At 66.7% G+C, this 18,031-nt stretch carries 17 protein-coding genes; 9 read left to right on the top strand and 8 right to left on the bottom strand.

Translation table 11 applies throughout. The annotated features are described in order from the left end of the window. The first annotated feature begins 124 nt into the window (after window positions 1–124). The 4 genes from GO615_RS06450 to GO615_RS06435 are packed head-to-tail and all read left to right on the top strand — an operon-like array spanning window position 125 to window position 3,597. Entirely contained in the window at window positions 125–1,102 is a 978-nt protein-coding gene (locus GO615_RS06450; protein WP_169126218.1) for an AAA family ATPase, read from the top strand. Further along, window positions 1,099–2,841, top strand: a complete 1,743-nt coding sequence (locus GO615_RS06445; RefSeq protein WP_169126217.1) for a cobaltochelatase CobT-related protein — start codon at window positions 1,099–1,101, stop codon at window positions 2,839–2,841. Before GO615_RS06450 ends, GO615_RS06445 begins: the two co-directional genes overlap by 4 nt. Window positions 2,842–2,876: 35 nt before the next feature. After that, window positions 2,877–3,230, top strand: coding sequence for a Lin0512 family protein (locus tag GO615_RS06440; RefSeq protein ID WP_169126216.1), 354 nt, complete (start codon window positions 2,877–2,879; stop codon window positions 3,228–3,230). Continuing rightward, on the top strand, window positions 3,223–3,597 hold the full coding sequence (locus tag GO615_RS06435) for a Lin0512 family protein (RefSeq protein ID WP_169126215.1): 375 nt from the start codon (window positions 3,223–3,225) through the stop codon (window positions 3,595–3,597). Before GO615_RS06440 ends, GO615_RS06435 begins: the two co-directional genes overlap by 8 nt. A gap of 70 nt (window positions 3,598–3,667) precedes the next feature. Here the strand turns inward: GO615_RS06435 and GO615_RS06430 are convergent, their stop codons facing one another. Further along, window positions 3,668–5,353, bottom strand: a complete 1,686-nt coding sequence (locus tag GO615_RS06430; protein WP_169126214.1) for a winged helix-turn-helix domain-containing protein — start codon at window positions 5,351–5,353, stop codon at window positions 3,668–3,670. Window positions 5,354–5,635: 282 nt separating this feature from the next. Between GO615_RS06430 and GO615_RS06425 the strand changes: the two genes are divergently transcribed. The 3 genes from GO615_RS06425 to GO615_RS06415 all read left to right on the top strand — a co-directional run bounded on the left by GO615_RS06425 (window position 5,636) and on the right by GO615_RS06415 (window position 7,170). Further along, a complete protein-coding gene (locus GO615_RS06425; RefSeq protein ID WP_169126213.1) occupies window positions 5,636–5,989 on the top strand; it encodes a hypothetical protein in 354 nt (117 codons plus the stop codon). 29 nt (window positions 5,990–6,018) lie between these two features. Continuing rightward, a complete protein-coding gene (locus GO615_RS06420; RefSeq protein WP_211166971.1) occupies window positions 6,019–6,534 on the top strand; it encodes a hypothetical protein in 516 nt (171 codons plus the stop codon). Window positions 6,535–6,597: 63 nt separating this feature from the next. Then, window positions 6,598–7,170, top strand: a complete 573-nt coding sequence (locus GO615_RS06415; protein WP_246262174.1) for a tellurite resistance TerB family protein — start codon at window positions 6,598–6,600, stop codon at window positions 7,168–7,170. 25 nt (window positions 7,171–7,195) lie between these two features. On the opposite strand, the gene GO615_RS06410 is transcribed toward GO615_RS06415, so the two are convergent. The 3 genes from GO615_RS06410 to pta form a co-directional block, all read right to left on the bottom strand. Further along, window positions 7,196–7,504, bottom strand: a complete 309-nt coding sequence (locus tag GO615_RS06410; protein WP_169126212.1) for a hypothetical protein — start codon at window positions 7,502–7,504, stop codon at window positions 7,196–7,198. 127 nt (window positions 7,505–7,631) lie between these two features. Beyond that, window positions 7,632–8,399 (bottom strand): TSUP family transporter, encoded by a 768-nt coding sequence (locus GO615_RS06405; protein ID WP_169126211.1) that lies wholly within the window; start codon window positions 8,397–8,399, stop codon window positions 7,632–7,634. A 1-nt stretch (window position 8,400) separates the two neighbouring features. Beyond that, window positions 8,401–9,435, bottom strand: coding sequence for a phosphate acetyltransferase (pta, locus tag GO615_RS06400; protein WP_169126210.1), 1,035 nt, complete (start codon window positions 9,433–9,435; stop codon window positions 8,401–8,403). A gap of 352 nt (window positions 9,436–9,787) precedes the next feature. On the opposite strand from pta, the gene GO615_RS06395 reads away from it, so the two are divergent. Further along, the gene (locus GO615_RS06395; protein ID WP_169126209.1) at window positions 9,788–10,606 is read left to right on the top strand and encodes an IclR family transcriptional regulator; all 819 of its coding nucleotides are present in this window, start codon (window positions 9,788–9,790) and stop codon (window positions 10,604–10,606) included. A gap of 21 nt (window positions 10,607–10,627) precedes the next feature. On the opposite strand, the gene GO615_RS06390 is transcribed toward GO615_RS06395, so the two are convergent. From GO615_RS06390 to GO615_RS06380, 3 genes are all read right to left on the bottom strand, one after another. Next, entirely contained in the window at window positions 10,628–11,188 is a 561-nt protein-coding gene (locus tag GO615_RS06390) for a CDP-alcohol phosphatidyltransferase family protein (RefSeq protein WP_169126208.1), read from the bottom strand. A gap of 85 nt (window positions 11,189–11,273) precedes the next feature. Continuing rightward, window positions 11,274–13,136: a sulfatase-like hydrolase/transferase gene (locus GO615_RS06385; RefSeq protein WP_169126207.1), complete on the bottom strand. Its 1,863-nt coding sequence runs from the start codon at window positions 13,134–13,136 to the stop codon at window positions 11,274–11,276. 123 nt (window positions 13,137–13,259) lie between these two features. Beyond that, on the bottom strand, window positions 13,260–14,552 hold the full coding sequence (locus GO615_RS06380) for a DUF445 domain-containing protein (RefSeq protein WP_169126206.1): 1,293 nt from the start codon (window positions 14,550–14,552) through the stop codon (window positions 13,260–13,262). 548 nt (window positions 14,553–15,100) lie between these two features. Here GO615_RS06380 and GO615_RS06375 point away from each other — a divergent pair. Further along, on the top strand, window positions 15,101–16,714 hold the full coding sequence (locus GO615_RS06375; RefSeq protein WP_169126205.1) for a calcium-binding protein: 1,614 nt from the start codon (window positions 15,101–15,103) through the stop codon (window positions 16,712–16,714). Window positions 16,715–16,799: 85 nt separating this feature from the next. Here GO615_RS06375 and GO615_RS06370 read toward each other — a convergent pair whose 3' ends face one another. Beyond that, window positions 16,800–17,801, bottom strand: a complete 1,002-nt coding sequence (locus GO615_RS06370) for a TerC family protein (RefSeq protein ID WP_169126204.1) — start codon at window positions 17,799–17,801, stop codon at window positions 16,800–16,802. Window positions 17,802–18,031: the final 230 nt, after the last annotated feature.

Genomic DNA, 18,031 nt, shown 5'->3' with positions numbered 1-18,031 from the left:
TTTGATGTGAATGTAGGATCAAGCCTCGCAGGCGTCAAGCTAAATTTCTCTTTCCGGAACTTCTTGTACCTTTTACCGGAACGCGACTATCATGAATCGCACAAGACGCCCCCAGGAGACTGCCGTGACGGAACTCGCCCTCGACACACCGGACCAGCTGGTTTCGGTCCGCTCGCTGTTCGGAATCGATTCCGACCTGCAGGTGCCCGCCTTCGGCACCCGCGATGACCACGTCCCCGAGATCGACGAGGCCTACCGCTTCAACCCGGACGTCACGCTGGCCATCCTCGCCGGCTTCACGCGCGACCGCCGCGTGATGGTCCAGGGGCTGCACGGCACCGGCAAATCGACGCACATCGAACAGGTCGCCGCGCGCCTGAACTGGCCGTGCGTGCGCGTGAACCTCGACGGCCACATCAGCCGCCTCGACCTCGTCGGCAAGGACGCGATCGTCGTGCGCGATGGCCGCCAGGTCACCGAATTCCAGGAAGGCATCGTGCCGTGGGCGCTGCAGCGGCCGGTCGCGCTGATCTTCGACGAGTACGACGCCGGTCGCCCCGACGTGATGTTCGTGATCCAGCGCATCCTCGAGCGCGACGGCAAGTTCACGCTGCTCGACCAGAACCGCGTGATCCGCCCGCATCCCTGGTTCCGCCTGTTCGCAACCTCGAACACCGTGGGCCTCGGCAACCTCTCGGGCATGTACCACGGCACCCAGGTGCTCAACCACGCGCAGATCGACCGCTGGAACATCGTCGCGACGCTCAACTACCTGCCCGCCGACGAGGAAGTGGCGATCGTGCTCGCGCGCGTGCCGGCGAAGAACTACGAGAAAGGCCGGGAACTCGTGCGCGCGATGGTCGCGGTCGCCGAGCTCACCCGCAAGGGCTTCGCCGCGGGCGACCTGTCGACGCTGATGTCGCCGCGCACAGTGATCACCTGGGCGGAGAACTGCGAGATCTTCCGCAACCCGGCGCTCGCCTTCCGGCTGTCCTTCCTCAACAAGTGCGACGAGGCCGAACGCCCCATCGTCGCCGAGTACTACCAGCGCTGCTTCGGCACGGAACTCGACGAATCCTGGATGCGCGAGGCCGCAGCGTGAGCAAGGCCCCGGCGCCCAACGCTCAGCAACAGGCGCGGCGCCAGCAGCGCGTCGAGGAGCTGTGCGCGGCGACGCTGCGCGCGCTCACCGGCCGCCCCGCCCTGCACTACCGCGGGCGCCGCCTGTATGCAGGCGAACGCAGCGTGCCCGTGCATGCGCCGCACCTGCGCATCGACGCCGGCACCGACGCCTTCGCCGACTGCCGCGCCGCCGCCGACGGCATCGCCCTGCGCCTGCTGCATTCGGACGCCGCCCTGCACGCCCGCCTCGCCCCCGCCGACCCGGTCGAGCGTCTCGTCTTCGAGCTGCTCGAACAACTGCGCGTCGAAACCCTCGCGCCCGCCGCCATGCCCGGCATGGCGCACAACCTGCAGGAGCGCTTCGTGAGCTGGTCGCGCGCCTTCTACCGCTCCGGCCTCACCGAGGGCAGCGTCGGCATCCTGTTGTACACCGTGGCGCAGATGTGCTGGTCGCGCCTCACCACGCGCCCCGTCCTCGAAGACACCGAGGACTACATCGAAAGCACCCGCATGGGCCTCGTCTCCGCGATGGGCACGTCGCTCGCGGGCATCCGCCGCCAGCGCCACGATCAGGCCGCCTTCGCGCCGCACGCACTGGAGATCGCGCGCATCGTCGGCGAGCGCGTGCACGCCGAGCAGGCCGCGGCCGAAGACGGGGAGAAGGCCGATCAGGACGAACCCGCCACGCGCGACTTCGCCCTGCTGCTTGATTTCGACGACGCCGGCGACGGCGACAACGGCATCGCCGCCGCGACCACCGGCACGAGCAAGGTGCTCGCCGACGCCGCCCTCGCCTACCGCGTGTACACCACCCGCTTCGACACCGAGGTCGCCGCCGGCACGCTCGTGCGCCGCGCGCTGCTGCGCGAGTACCGCGAACGGCTGGATCGCTGCGTCGCCGAACAAGGGCTCAACCTGCCACGCCTCGCACGCCAGCTCGCCGCCGTCCTCACCCGCCCCGCGCGCGACGGCTGGCGCTTCGGCGAAGAGGAAGGCCACATCGACGGCCGCCGCCTCGCGCAGGTCATCAGCTCGCCCGCCGAGCGCCGCGTCTTCCGCCAGGAGCGCCACCTGCCGCAGTCCGACTGCATCGTCGGCCTGCTGCTCGACTGCTCCGGCTCGATGAAGGCGCACATCGAGCCGGTCGCGGTGATGATCGACACGCTGCTGCGCGCCCTCGACATGATCGGCGTCGCCACCGAATTGCTGGGCTTCACCACCGGCGCGTGGAACGGCGGGCGCGCGTACCGCGACTGGATGAGCCGCGGCCGCCCGCCGCACCCCGGGCGGCTCAATGAGGTCTGCCACATGGTGTTCAAGGACGCCGAGCGCAACTGGCGCCGCGCGCGCACCGACATCGCCGCCCTCTTCAAGGGCGACCTCTTCCGCGAAGGCATCGATGGCGAAGCGGTCGACTGGGCGTGCAACCGCCTGCTCGCCCGCCCCGAGGCCCGCCGCATCCTCATCGTGATCTCCGACGGCTGCCCCTCGGACAGCGCCACGGGGCTGGCCAACGACCCCTTCTACCTCGACAATCACCTCAAGGACGTCGTCGCCCGGCGCAGCCGCGAAGGGGCGGTCGAGATCCTCGGCCTCGGCGTGGGCCTGGACCTCAGCCCCTTCTACCGCCGCAGCCTCGCGGCCGACCTGACGCGGGGGCTGGACAACACGCTCTTCCCCGAAATCGTGCAGCTCATCGGCGGCCACGCCCACCGCTGAGCGCGCCCATCCACCGACCAGGAGACCGGCAAAGCATGGCAAAGACCCGCATGGTGGTGCAGTTCGGCATGGGGACCTCGATCCGCAGCCAGGACTACACCCAGGCCGCCGCACGCGCGATCCGCGACGCGCTGTGGCACAACTCCCTCAACGTCGCCTCGGCCTTCGGCTTCCCCAAGGACGAGATGCTGATTGACGTCGAGATCGGCATCCAGAAACCCGAAGCGGTGGACCTCGCGCCGTTGCTCGAAGTCTTCCCCTACGGCAAGCCCACGATCAGGCTCGTGCCCGGCGGGCTCGACATCCCCAAGCACGACGGCACTGGCGTGACCGTGATCGCCAACGCCGCCGTCATCGTCTCCTTCGACCTGGAGCCCGCCCATGCCTGAAAAGCGCCTGATCCTCGAAATGGGCACCGGCAACGACCTCCTCGGTGGCGACTACACCAAGGCCGCCTGCCGCGCCGTGCAGGACGCCCTGCACCACTCCGTGATGCCGCTGTTCCGCACCCTGGGCTACGACACCCAGGACATGCGCGTGCAGGTCACGATCGGTGTGCAACGCCCGGACCTCGTCGACGCCGAAATCGTGCGCGCCGAACTCCCGCGCGGCCGCCCCGAGGTCAAGGTGGTCTTCGGCGGCCTCGACGTGCATCACCCCGAGCAGGACATGCTCCACGTCGTCGCAACCGCCGCCATCGAAGCCTGGCTGCCGATCGAATCGGACGCGTGGCGGCTGGTGCCCACTCAGACGTAAGCGGGGAGCACCGTCGGCTTCGGGGCGCCGACCGGGAAAGTGTGCCGCCCCACTGAGGTCGATCGGCTGATCACCGCCTCAGGCCTGCCGCCGTCAGGTCGTCCGCAAAGCGTTCGTTGAGTGCCGCCTCGCGGAATCCCCATGAATCCTGGGCGTGCGCCACCGTGATCGGTATCGGCGCCGCGTTGAGCGTCCGTGCATGGGCCGCGGCCTCGTCGTGACGGCTGGCGCGTTCGAACACCGCGATGCAGGTCACCGTCGTTGCCACGAATGGCTGGCGGGCCATCCCGTCGGCGCAGATTTCCACCGCCCGCGCGATCTGTCCGTCCGCGTACAGCGCCCGGGCGAAGATGTAGGGGTACCACTTCGGATACATCGGGTTGAGCGCGACCGCCCGCTCGGCGGCCGCCACCGCCGGCTCGTAATACCCCGCGGTCGATGCCGCGCGCGAGTAGAAGATGTGGTTCTCGGCGTCGTTGGGGTTGATCTCGATCGCCCGCAGTCCGGCCTGGGTCGCCTCTTCAAAGCGTTTCATGAAGGTCAGCACCTGCGTGAGCGCCTGATATCCGATCGAAAGCTGCGGGTGAAGCTCCAGGCTGCGCTGCACCTGCGCGAGCGACTCCTCATAGGACGCGCCGGTTCCGCCGAAGAGCCTTTCGAGGGCGCCCACCCAACCCAACAAGGCGTGGGCTTCGGCAAAATTCGGGTCCAGCTCGATCGCCCGGCGCAGCAAGGTCACCGCCTCCCGCTCGCTGTCGACCGTGAGCTTGTGCTTCTCGCTCCGCGCCCGCTGGAAGAGATCGTAGGCATCCAGGTTCTCCGTCGGCTTGCGGCGCGCGCGGCGCTTCTCGGCCTCCTGCACGTTCGGGAGCACTCGCGACGAGATCGCATCGGCCAATTCGTCGCGCAAGGCAAACCATTCGGCACGGGGTCGATCGTACTTCTCCGCCCATAGATTGCTTTCGCTTTCCGCGTCGATCAGTTGCACATGAACGCGCAGCGAGGCCTGATCCGCCTGCACGGCCCCGGTGACGACGTAGCGCGCGCCGAGCGCACGCCGAACCGCTGCAGCGTCGAACGGCTGGCTCTTGTATCCGGTGGTCGAGGTCAGAGCGAGCACGTTGAGCTCTGAAATATGGGTCAGGGTTGTAATGAGATCCTCGGTCAGGCCGTCGGCGACGTAGGCGTAGTCGTCGTCATTGCTGCGATCGAGGAATGGCAGTACCGCAAGGGCCGGCCGTCGCTCCAGGGCCGTAGCCGGCCGGGCCGCGGGCGGGGCCTCCTGGCTCATCCACCCGATGCCGGCGATGGCGACGAGCACGAGGAGCGCTCCGCCCATGAGGCGCCACAGGCGGTTTGGGCCGCGCGGCGCCGCGTTGGCGGGCACCATCGGTGCGGCGAGGGACGGCGCCTCCGCCACTGCGAGCCGCTGTTCGCCTGCGTCTCGCGTCTCGGGAGCCACCGCGAGTTTGTAACCGCCCTTGGGGATGGTGAGCAGAAAGCTCGGCTCGTGGGCATCGTCGCCCAGCGCGCGTCGAAGCTTCGCCACCGTCTGGGTGAGCGCGTCGTAGCCGACCACGCGGCCTTCCCACAGTCGATCCTCGATTTCCTGGCGGGTCACGACTTCGCCCACCCGCGCGACGAGCAACAGGAGCAGGTCCATCGCCCGCGGCTCGATGCGCTGGGCTTCGCCATTGCGCTCGATGATGCGCTCGGACGGACGGATGCGGCAGTCGTGCAGGAAGAAGGAATCCATTGAGCCCCCTGGGCCGGATGCAAGCCGGTCAATTTACGGATAGACCATGCCGGCATCCGGGGCAACCGTAACGACATCCGGCCCATTCGCCGGCTTTCGGTGCTGTTCCGCCAACCGAAAACCTGCCGCGACGGATTCATAACACGTTGATTTTTCGTGTGAATAAAAAAATCAGCGATTCGTCAGACGATCGTCAGGCCGATTCGCGGGCGGCGGCATAGAAAAAATCATGGCGGCCCGGCGGCATGTTCGAGCCGGCGCGCCAGAGGAATGGAGGCGAACATGAAACGACTGATCGGAATCATCGGGGCACTCGGAGCGGGCACGCTGCTGTCGCTTTCAACCGCAGCCGTGTCGGCCGAGCCGGCTGCCGACCCTCTTGTCACGCAGGCAAGACAAACCATGGACGGCTTTGCTGAACGAGGGACGTGGAGCAATCCCCTCGCAGCAGCGATGCGTCACGAGGACGGCACACAATCGGCCGACACGGTCATGACGGCGACCCTCGCCGGCTACTCCCGGGCGCTGCTCGATCGCGGCGGGTGGCTCAATCCCTACGTGAAGACACGGACCTACGATGCCGGCCACCCCTTGCTCGCGAGCGCGCCAGGCGACGGAGCGACCACCACGCGCTAGCGTCCTGACAACTGACCGGGGAGATCGACATGAACAATGCCATCGATTGCAGCGCGGGGGGTTCCCCCTTGCGCAGACGGCTGCGCGGGTTTCTCCTGGGCGCCGCGCTCGTGGCCGCGCCCGCGCTCGGCCTGGCCGCGGAACAGGAGCTCAGGTTCCAGCTGGTCACCCGCACCATCGACGTGAAGACTGAAAAGATCGCCGAGGTCGAGGGGCAGATGGTCAGCACCGGCCGCTACGCCGGTACCGCCGTGTTCGCGGACGGACGCATCGCCAACAAGGAGTTTACGTTCTCGTTCGATTTCCGGAACGGCGCCGGGCCCTTCTACGGCTACAGCACCTACACCTTCACCGACGGTTCCAGTCTGACGCTGCGCTTCGAAGGCGTTGTCGAGCCGGGCAAGCCGATGCTCGGCCGCTACACGGTGCTCAGTGGTAGCGGTCTCTACAAGGGAGCCTCCGGTACCGGACATTTCGAGAAAATCGACGACCCGTGGGAGAAGGCGAACTTATACAAGGGGGTGCTGAACATCTCGACACCGTAAGCAGCGGTTCGGGCCGAGGCATCGCCACTCTCGTCCGTAAACTCCTATGCGATTGGAGGGTTCTTGGCCGCTCGTGCGAAACCCGTTCGCGCCTCGCGCTACACTGAGCCCTCGTTCGTGTTCGAATGGGAGCGCTCGACGACGATGTTTGCCAACCTGCGGGATCTATTCAACTCCCTTACCGCTGGTCCATCCAGTGCGGCCGCCGCCAAGGGCCCCGATCACGCACTTCAGCTCGCAGCAGCGGTGCTCCTCGTCGAGGTGATGCGGTCGGATGAGGACTACTCGCCGGCCGAGCGCACGGCCGTCGTGCAGGCCCTGCGCAACAAGTTCCCCCTTGGCGACGACGAGCTCGCGCGCCTGATGGACCTCGCAGACGCGACCTCGCGCGATGCGCCGGACCTCTACAGCTTCACGTCACGCCTCAACAAGGGCTTCAGCGCTGAGCAGAAGCTGCGCATGGTCGAATACCTGTGGCAGGTGGCCTACGCGGATGGCACGCTGAGCCATCACGAGAACCACCTCATGCGCAAGCTCGGCGACCTGCTCTACATTCCCCGCGGCGATTTCATCGCGGCCAAGCAGCGCGGCCGGGCCGCGGCCGGCGCAGTCGAACCTGACGCACCGGCGGAATAGCCCCGTCGCCTGCGGAGCGCGGCGTTCACCGGTGATGCAGGCGCGCAAGCGCCTCGCGGTCCTGCGCCGACAGCCTGAGCCCGAGCGGCGCCAGGCGGCGCAACGCGTCTTCGATCTCCCACGGCGCCGCGACCATGCGCTTGCGGCCATTGCGGAATTCCACGTGCAGCCAGTAGGCATCGACGTCGGATGCCGACCTCAGATACAGGCGCGCCACATCCTGGGGCCGGCTCTCCAGCCAGGCGAGCCCTTCCTGCTTGCGCATGCGCCCGAGGACGCAAGCGGCGGACACGAAGGTCAACACGCCAGCGGCAACGCCAAGGAGTTCGGACATCGTGGGCCTCCAACTCTGAACGACGAAATATCGAAGTGGAGGATACTCGAACTCTGGTTATTAGAACCCCATATCGTTATTGCCAATTGCCATATGAGCATCAACGGGCGAGTACGCCACAGCGACGCTACCAACCCGCCACGATTGTCGGCAGTGCCGACATCACCAGATAGGCACCGATCGCCATCAGCAGCATGAACACGAGGCGGCGCATCGTGCGCGCGGCGAGCGGCGGCGGGTACCGACGCCCGACGATCGTCACGAGGGCCACCACCGGCAAGGCGAGCGCGAACACCGTCCAGATCTCCGCATCGAGCCGGCCCTGCACGCCGAGGTAGACCGAGCGGGTCGCGGAGGTGACCGAGAAGAGCAGCAGGAGAATGTTGCGCACCGCTACCGCATCCATCGGCTGGCGATAGAACTGGAAGATCAGCGGCGGCCCCGCGACGCCGAAGAGCCCGCCGCTGAGCCCCGAAAAGAAGCCGCTGGCGGCGAAGCTGAAATCCGACGAGCGCTCGTCGAGCTGCACCGGGCGCAAGGCGAAGCCGACGCTGCCCTGGATGATGACGATGCCGAGCAGAAGCTGCAGGATGCCGGCCGCCGTGGCACTCAGAAAATCGAGCAGCACCACGCCGGCGACGATCGCGGGCAGGATGCCCAGGATGGCCGCCCGTGCCGCGCGCCAGTCGATGCCGTGCATGCGACCGGGCAGCGCGACGACGCTGTTGGCGAGCGACACCAGGCTCACGACCGCCGCGACAGTCGCGACCGAAGCGAGCTGCATGCCGCTGGTCGCCCCCATGACGATCATGCCGAGGCCGAAGCCCGTGACCGTCTGGAAATAGGTGGCGACCGCAACGATCAGCAGCAGCGCGAGCTGCGTCCCGCCGTCCATCTCACACCGCGGCCGCAGTCTCGCGCTGCCGCGCGGCGTCCGCCGCCTGTGCCTGCACGACCGTCACCGCGATCACGTAGAAGATGTCGTCGGCACTGCAGCCGCGCGACAGGTCGTTCGCCGGCTTGTCCAGCCCCTGCAGCAGCGGCCCGATCGCAACCGCGCCGCCGACCCGCTCCGCCAGCTTGTAACCGATGTTGCCCGCCTCGAGGTTCGGGAACACCAGCACGTTCGCCCGCCCCTTCACCTGCGAATCCGGCAGCTTGCGGTTGGCGATCTCGGCCACGATGGCCGCATCGAGCTGCACGTCGCCGTCGATCGCGAGCCCCGGGCGCATCTCGCGCACGCGCTGCGCGGCCGCCACCACCTTGTCCACAGCCGCATGCTTCGCGCTGCCGCTCGTCGAGAAGGACAGCATCGCGACGCGCGGTTCTTCCATCAGCAGGCTGCGCGCGCTGTCGGCCGCCGCCATCGCGATCTCCGACAATTCCTCCGCATCGGGGTCCACGACCAGCCCGCAGTCCGAAAAGATCAACCCGCCCTTCAGACTGTGGAAGGGCTCGCACAACATCATCAGGAAGAAACTCGACACGAGCTTGAACGACTTGTCCGGGCCGATGATCTGGATCGCGGTACGCACCACGTCGGCAGTCGTGCGCACCGCGCCCGACACCGACCCGTCCGCATGCCCCAGGCGCACCATCAAGTTCGCGAAGCACAGCGGGTCGAGCACGTCGCGCTGGGCCTGCTCGTGCGTCATGCCCTTGTGCGCGCGCAGGCGCAGCAGCACGCGCACGAAACCCTCGGTGAGATGCGAACGCGCCGGGTCGACCAGCTCGATGCCTGCCAGATCCAGCCCTTCACGGTAGGCGCAGGCCTCGATCGCGGCGCAGCTGCCGACGAGGACGATCTTCGCCGTGCCTTCGCGCGTCGCGCGCACCGCGGCCTGCAGCACGCGCGGGTCGTCGCCCTCGCTGAGCACGATCCGTCGGGGTTTCGCGCGTGCGGTCTCGATGATGCGGTTGATCGCTTTCATTCCATTCACCAAAAAAATGCCGGAACCGCAGGGGTTGGGAGACGACTCGGTTCCGGCCAGGTAACGGCCCCGTCCGGGGAAGCGGGGCCGTGGAGGGAAATACCACGGATGGAGCACCGCCGGCGGAGCGACGCGGGTCACGCGCGCCGCCGACGTCGCCGCCCATATGCCGGTCAGGCGCGGGGGCGGTAATACGCATCAGCAACAACAAACAAACAACTTTCGATACGTTTCGTTCCGTTATTCGAAACTTGATCAAACTCTAGATGCAAAACAGGGCACAGTCAACGGGTATTCTTATAAACCGGTACGTGGTGTATTATTTATCGAAACTTACCTCAGCGAGATCGCCATGAAGATCACCCGCGCCTCCGCATCGGAACCCGCCCGCATCGACGGCGACACCCCGACCATGCGGCTTTTCAGCCTGCTGGAAGTCATTGCGGCCAAGGACCAGACGGTCTCTCTGCAAGGCCTCGTCGAAGAAACGGGACTACCGAAACCCACCCTCCACCGCATGCTGCAGCAGCTCGAGTCCGAAGGCCTGCTGCATCGCGAAGGCGACGGCCGCCACTACAGCACCGGCGTGCGCCTGCGCCGTCTCGCGGAGAACCTGCTGCTCAACAGCACCACCCACGGCGCGCGCCACGTCGTGCTGCGCCAGCTGGTCGAAGAGGTCGGCGAGAGCTGCAACATCACGGCCTTCTCGGGAAGCGAAGTGATGTACCTCGACCGCCTCGAGTCAACCGCCCCGCTGCGCTTCTACCTGCATCCGGGTTCGCGCGTGCCGGCCCACTGCTCCGCCACCGGCAAGCTCTTCCTCGCCCAGATGACGCCCGCCCAACGCCGGCGCCTGCTCGCCTACGCGCCGCTGGAAAAGTTCACGCCGAACACGATCACCGACGTGGACGCCCTCGAACGCGAGATCGAGGAGGTCAAGCGCAACGGTTACGCGCTCGACAACGAGGAATTCCTGCCGGGCCTGCTGTGCATCGGCGTGCTCGTCCCGACGCAACGCAAGCAGTCCAACATGGGCCTCGCGATCCAGGCACCGATCATGCGGCTCACGCGCGAAAAGGCCCTGCAGTTCCTGCCGGCACTACAGCGCGCGGCAACGGCGCTCGCCTGCATCGAAGGAAACGAACCGGACGAGGACGAGGCCGAGGCCTGACGCCTTCCGCTGCCCGGCGGGTCAGGATTGCGCGGATCGGCTGCGTCGCGCCCGTGACGCCCGTCGGCCCCACACCAACACATAGTGGGAGCCGGACCACAGGATGGTGACGAAGGTCGTCAGCGTGAGCGCGGTGAGCCACGTCCCGCCAGCCACGAATCCCGCGCCGATCGCAAGGACGCTCGCGAGCAGCAGGAACTCGAGCGCCGTATTGAGCTTCGACACCGTGCTCGGGGCCATCTCCACCGTCCCGATCAGGTAGTGATAGGCGAGCGCGCCGCCCACGATCACGACATCCCGCGTAACGACCGCCGCGGCAAGCCACCACGGCAGCCGCCCGTCGAACGCGAGCAGCAGCGTCACCGTAAGCATCGTCAGCTTGTCGGCGACAGGATCGGCGATCGCGCCGAAACGCGTGCGCAGATTCCAGCGACGCGCGATGAGGCCGTCGGCGAGGTCGGACAGCGCCGACACGACGAAGAGAGCCAGCGCGATCCCGAACTCGCCTCGCCGCAGCAGCACGGCAAGCGGAAGGATCAGCGCGACACGCAGCAAGGTGATGGTGTTGGGGACATTGAGCATCTGGCCGGACCATCGTGGGCTCGTCGCCCACATTATGCATGGCCGGCCGGCCCGTCCCGCCGAGGTCGCGGCGCGGTTGCCGGTACTACCGCACGAAACGCCTGCTTTCGCGCACCACCGCGTCGAGCAGCGACTGCTTCTCCGCCAGCACCTGCTTGCCCTCCTCGCGCGCGACCGGATGATCCTGCGCATCGAACACGCTGTAGCGGAAGAAGGAGCTGCGCGTGTAGGGGAAGGAGATCTTGTGCTCGCCGTCGAAGATCCCCATGTAGTCGTACTCGCCCAGCACGAGATTGTCCGCCGTGTGGTCCAGCGTATCCGCGGAGCTGTAGCTGCGCGACGGGGCGGTCACGCCGAGGTACTCCAGCAGCGTCGGCGAGATCTGCAGGTGCGAGGTGCGGTGCGTGACGACCTGCGGCTGCTGGCCGGGCAGCCGGATCACCAGCGGCACGCGGATCTGCTCCTCGGGAAAGGTGTTGCCGTGGCCGTGGCCCCAGTGGCCCTTCTCCATGAACTCCTCGCCGTGATCGCCCGAGAACAGGATCACCGTATTGTCGAGCTCGCCCTGCGCGCGCAGGTGATCCAGCAGGCGTCCGATCTGCGCATCGACGTGATGCGCGGCGTTGATGTAGCGCGCGTGGATCGCGTCGATATTGTCGCGCAGGTCGAGCTTCATGTAGTCGAGCTGGCGCAGGTAGTCCTGGCGCAGCGCGGTTTCCTCCGGGAAGGTGTAGGGCGCGTGCGTGGACTCGAAGAACATGAAGCCGTAGAAGGGCTTGTCGGCAGTTCGGCGGTCGAACTTGCCGATCAGGTCGTCGATGTTCCGCACGTCGCGCCGCCACGGCTCGCCCTGCTTCAGCTCCTGCAGGTTCGCCTCCGGCACGCCCGAGAACACGGTATGGCGCAGCTCCGGATAGTCGAAACTCTGGCTGGTATGGATCGCCAGCTGATAGCCCCGGTCGCGCAGGAAGTTCATCAGCGCAGGGGCGACGCGCTGCTGCTCGAAGCTGTACCAGTAAGGCGCATACAAGCCGTAGAACATCGAGAACAGGCCCATGCGCGTGCGGTTGCCGCCGCTGTAGTGCTGCTCGTAGCGTGTTCCCTCCTGCGAGAGCTTCCACAGGTTGGGAGTGATCTCCGGGCTCAGCAGATCCCAGCGGAAGGACTCGCCCACCAGCATCATCAGGTTGGGCCGCTTCGCGATCTCCTTCGCAGGGAGGTCATGGCCGGGGTAGTCCACCGTACCGCCCGCCAGGCGCAGCTCCTTCACGGCCGCCTGCTCGATGCCCATGCGCTTGAACACCTTGCGCGCGCCGGTGTGCAGGTGGAAGGGGATGGCCTCGGCCGCCTGCAGGTAGTCCTCCTTGCCGACGTGCTCGCTGTAGGCATACACGACCTCCTCCACCGAGAGCACCGAAAACAGCACCAGCACGGCCGCAACGAGCGTGCGCGGCGACGGCGCCCAGCCGTGCGTCACGCGGCGGTACAGCAGCGCCAGCGCTGCGCCGCACAGGATCGGGAACACCGATACCTGCAGCGCGAGCGAACGCGTCGTCGCCTCGGTTGCGCCCAGCGCCTCGATGCCGCCGGGGGTCGTCAGCAGATTCCACACGAAGGCATTGAAATGGAACTGGTACAGCTCGTACAGGCGGTAGTCGGCGAAGATCGCCAGCAGCACGGCACTGCCGCCGACAAAGGCCACCCCGTAGGGCACGCGCACCCGCCATCCCGGAAAGCTGCGCAGCAACCGGCCCAGCGCCGAGCTGAGGATCCACAGCGGGGCGACGTACAAGGCCGCGTAGCCCGCCGTCGCCGCGACGAGGAACACGCGCGCGCCGGACGACCCGACCTCGGCATGCGGCCAGAAGAGTGCGATCATCGCGAACACCGCGACATAGAGCAGTGCGTAGTAGCGTCTCAGCACGAGCTGGGTCTGGGTGAAGGGCATGGGCGATTTCCAGGTGCGTGGATCGGACGGTTTCACAATCGCGCCAGCATCGCGCGGAGGCCGTCAAACGCCCGTCGAACACATGTCAAGACATCGTGAAACCCGCCCCTCGCGGAGCGCCCGCTACCCCGGCCGCGTCGCCAGCAAGGTCAGCGCATGCAGCAACAGGCCGATCGCGCCGCCCACCAGCGTCCCGTTCAGGCGGATGAACTGCAGGTCGCGCCCCACGCTCAGCTCCAGCTCGCGCACCAAGTCCTCGTCCTTCCAGCCGCGGATCGTCGACTCGATGTGATCCGCCAGCCCATCGCGGAAGTCGTCCGCGAGCGCGACGACCGCCGACTGCAGGTGATCGTCCAGCGATTCATGCAGCGCCGGGTTGGCCGCGAGCGTCGCCCCGAAGGCCATCGCCGCGCTGCGCAGCCGGCCCGCGAGCTGCGAGTCGTCACGCTGCAGGTCGCTGCGCAGCCATTTCTTCATGTCGTCCCACAAGCCGTTCAGGTACTCGGCCATCGCCGGGTGCGCGAGCAGGTCGCGCTTGGCCGCCTCGATGCGCGCGGCGAGGTCCGCGTCCGTCTTCAGGCGCTCGATGAATTCCGCGACCGACTCATCGAACGCCTGCCGGCGCGGATGCTGCGGGTCGTCGCCGATGTCGTGCAACCAGCCGTTGATGCCGCGCACCAGGCTCGCCGCGATGCGGCGCGAGAATTCCTCGGTGTCGGTCACGAGCCCCACCGTCCGCAACACCTTCGGATACTCCTTGCCCGCCACCTCGACGATCATCGCCGCGAACGCCGCCTGCACCTCGGGGTCGTCCAGCCAGCGCGCCAGGCGCGCGAGGGCCGCGTCCAGCACCTCCTGATGGCGATCGTCGGCCGTCATCGCGTCGAGGATCCTGCCCGTCACCTCCGACAGGTCGACCTCCTTCAACCGCCCGCGGACCGCCGCGGCGAGGAAGCGGCGCACGCGCGCATCGTCGATGAAATCGAGCCAGCCGGCCAGCGCCGACCCCAGCTTGCCGGCAATCATCGCCGCGTTGTCCGGCTGCTGCAGCCACACCCCCATGCGGCCGGCCGGATCGAAAGCCCGCATCCTGCGCACGATGGTATCCGTGGCAAGAAACTTGTCGCGGATGAAGGCCGCGAGGTTGCCGGCGATGCGCTCCTTGTTCGCCGGGATGATCGCCGTGTGCGGGATCGGCAGGCCGAGCGGACGCCTGAACAGCGCGACGACGGCGAACCAGTCCGCGAGCGCGCCGATCATCGCCGCCTCGGCGAAGGCCGCGACCCAGCCCCAGATACCCACGCCGTGCTGCAGGCGCGCCAGCACGAACAGCAGCGTCACCGTGGCGAGCAGCGCTAGCGCCACGCGCTTCATCTTCGCCAGCTCGCGCGCCTTGAGCGCCGCCGCGCCGCTCATTGCGCCATCTCCGGCCCTAACCCGGAACAAACTGTCACAGTCGTGGAAAGCAGACCTGCCATACTTCCGCGCTCCATGCCCCAGCACCATGCAATCAGCTTACACGCGCAAGCGCCGCACTGGTCATCGCGGCTGCCGACGGACCGGTAAGGCATCACGCCACGGCGCCCCCTCCTTACGTCGCGCGCCGGGCGCCATTCGTCGGCGGCGAAGTTGTAACAGGAGTCCCTTCGCGCTACATAGCGAAGGCTGCGGACTGCCCGCAACATGCTATTCGCACCTGCAGCGCCGACAACCAGGATGAAACCACGAGGTCGCGGGCAGCTGAAACATTTGCTTTCAATCTCTCCCAACCTCTCTCGGGATGGGGATTACACTACGATCTACGGATCTGCGGGAATTTTTACCACACGCATGTATCAGCCAGATGAGTCGGCAATCCATGCACCCGCAGGATGAAACAGTCGGCCGCAACCGGTGAGCGACCGCAAAGCCGAATCCGCATCACCTTTCGAACAACCCTGTAGAACCTTGTTGGGAGACTGCACATGGCAACGACGATTGATACCACTCTGACCAACAGCCAAGTCGAAGACCTGGTCGGCGACATCAGCTCCACCACCGTAATCTCGTCCTCGACGACGGAGATCATCCTCGGACTGACCTATGAGGGCGATGACCTGCCGCATGCGAGCACCCTCGTGATCACCGGCGTCAACCTGACAAGCGACCTAAGCAGCGGCACCATCAACAGTCTGAACTTCCGCGATGCAAGCAACAATTCGATGCTCCTGATCGGCGGTCTGTCGATGACGACGACCGAATTCAACGCTCTGCGGGCCAATAGCGAGCAGTTCGAGGACTTCGTCGAGGACCTGATGCCCGGCGAAGACATTGATGATCACGGCGATCGCAAAGGTGATGACACCCACGAGGGCACCAGCGGCGACGACACTATCCATTACGACGACTCGTCGGCGCGCGTCACGGTGAACCTGACGACGGGAACCTCGCGTGGCCAGGGCAATGACACCCTCGTCAGCATCGAGAACGTCGTCGGCTCGCGCGGGAGCGACAGCATCACCGGCAGCGACGACAACAACGAACTCGACGGCAATGACGGCAACGACAAGCTCTTCGGCCTGGCTGGCGACGACGACCTCCTCGGCGGCAAGGGCAACGACCAGCTCACCGGCGGTGACGGCGACGACATCCTCGACGGCGACGACGGCAATGACAAGCTGTTCGGTGGCAACGGCTTCGACGACCTGATCGGCGGTAAGGGTAATGATCACCTCGACGGCGGCGCCGATGACGACTTCCTCGACGGCGGTGACGGCAACGATAAGCTCACCGGCGGCGAGGGCAACGACGAGATCCACGGCGGCAGCGGCAACGACAACATCATCGCCGGCAACGGCCTCAACGTGATCTCCGCCGACGACGGCAACGACAAGGTCACCGCGGGCGACGGCGATGACATCATCGACGGCGGCTCGGGCAACGACGTCATCATGTCCGGTGCGGGCAACGACGACATCTCCGGCGGCGCCGGCAAGGACAAGATCAAGGCCGGCGACGGCGACGACTTCATCGACGGCGGCACCGATGCGGACAACATGGCTGGCGGTGCGGGCAACGACACCTACGTCGTCGACAACGCCAAGGACAAGATCGTCGAGCAGGCTGGCGGCGGCAGCGACACGGTGATCGCATCGTCCGACTTCAGTCTCGCGAAGCTCGCCAATGTCGAGAACATCGAGCTCACGGGTACCGGGGCGTTCAGCGCAACCGGCAACGCAGGCGCCAACGTCCTGGACGGCAACGCGGGTTCGAACACACTGACCGGCGGCGCGGGCGATGACGTGTTCCTGTTCGATGATCTGACAGGTGTCGACACCATCACGGACTTCGGCAACGGCAACGACATGCTCGCCTTCGACAACAGCGTGTTCACGGCATTCACTACGGATGGTGCGCTCGCGGCCGGCAGCTTGGTCAGCGGCGCTGTTGCGGTCGAAGCGGATGATTTCCTGCTGTTCGATAGCACCACGGGAGCGCTGTACTACGATGCAGACGCCAATGGGGCCGGCGGGGCGGTGCAAGTCGCGCAGCTCAACGTCGGCGCAACCCTCACCGCCGAAGACGTGACCATCATCTAAGCCGTACCCGGCTCGCACCCCGGGGCAAGCCTCCGCCGCATCCGGCGGGGCGCTTGCCCCGTTTCCGTTCACCGCGCAGCCGCACTCAAGCCCCGCGCCCCTCGCTCACCGCCTCCCCTTCAGCCTCCCCCGCATTGCGCTCCCTGCGCAGCGACAGCAGGATCGACGTCGCGATGATGACCGCCACAACGCCAAGCGACACCCCCGCCGGGATCTTGATCAGGTCGATCAGCAGCATCTTCGTGCCGATGAACACCAGCACCAGCGCCAGGCCGTACTTCAGCAGCGAGAAGCGGTCCGCCATGCCGGCGAGCAGGAAGTACATCGCCCGCAGGCCCAGGATCGCGAAGACGTTCGAAGTCAGCACGATGAAGGGGTCAGTCGTGATCGCGAAGATCGCCGGGATCGAGTCCACTGCGAAGATCACGTCGGAGATCTCCACCAGCACCAGCGCGAGGAACAGCGGCGTCGCGTAGCGCACGAGGCGCCCGCCCTCGCCGCGGGTCACGAAGAAGCGCTCGCCCTCGAGGTGGTCGGTGATACGCATGTGCCCGCGCAGCCAGCGGATCAGCGGGTTGTTCGCGAGGTCGGGCTTGGCCTCGGCGAACCACCACATCTTCACGCCGGTGAAGAGCAGGAAAGCGCCGAACACATACAGGATCCAGTGGAACTTCGCGATCAGCCACACGCCGGCGAAGATCATCGCCGTCCGCAGCACGATCGCCCCGAGCACACCGTACGCCAGCACGCGCTTCTGCAATTCCAGTGGCACCGCGAAGAAGCCGAACAGCATCAGCCAAACGAATACGTTGTCGACCGCGAGCGACTTCTCGATCAGGTAGCCGGTAAGAAACTCCAGCGTCTTCTGGTTGGCGACCTCCCGCCCGAGCGAACCGTCGAGGTAGCCCCACAAACCTGCCGCAAAGGCCAGCGACACCGCCACCCACACGGCCGACCAGGTCGCCGCCTCGCGAAAGCTCACGCGATGCTGGCGCCCCCCGCCGACGACGAACAGGTCCACCGCGAGCATCGCCAGGACGATGCCGAAGAAGCCCGCCCACATCCACCATGTACCGATTGTTTCCATAAATTCCCTCCTTGCCGGATCCGCCAGCCCGTCCTGCCCGCACCGCAGGCGCAAAAACAGAACGGCCCTTTGTCCTGCGAGGACGAAGGGCCGTGGATACGACAAGGGGACCTCCGCCATCGCGGCAAAGGTCTTGCTCGCAGCCGTCGGGAAACGACTGCCCGGGCGCCGGGCAACCCCTGCACGGGGACTGCCGGATTGACGACGCCGCGGCGGAGAGCTACTCCCCC

This window comes from Aromatoleum evansii, from assembly GCF_012910805.1.
Taxonomy (GTDB): domain Bacteria; phylum Pseudomonadota; class Gammaproteobacteria; order Burkholderiales; family Rhodocyclaceae; genus Aromatoleum; species Aromatoleum evansii.
Note: the sequence above shows the minus strand (reverse complement) of the source record. Positions and strands in the feature narration are given on the sequence as shown.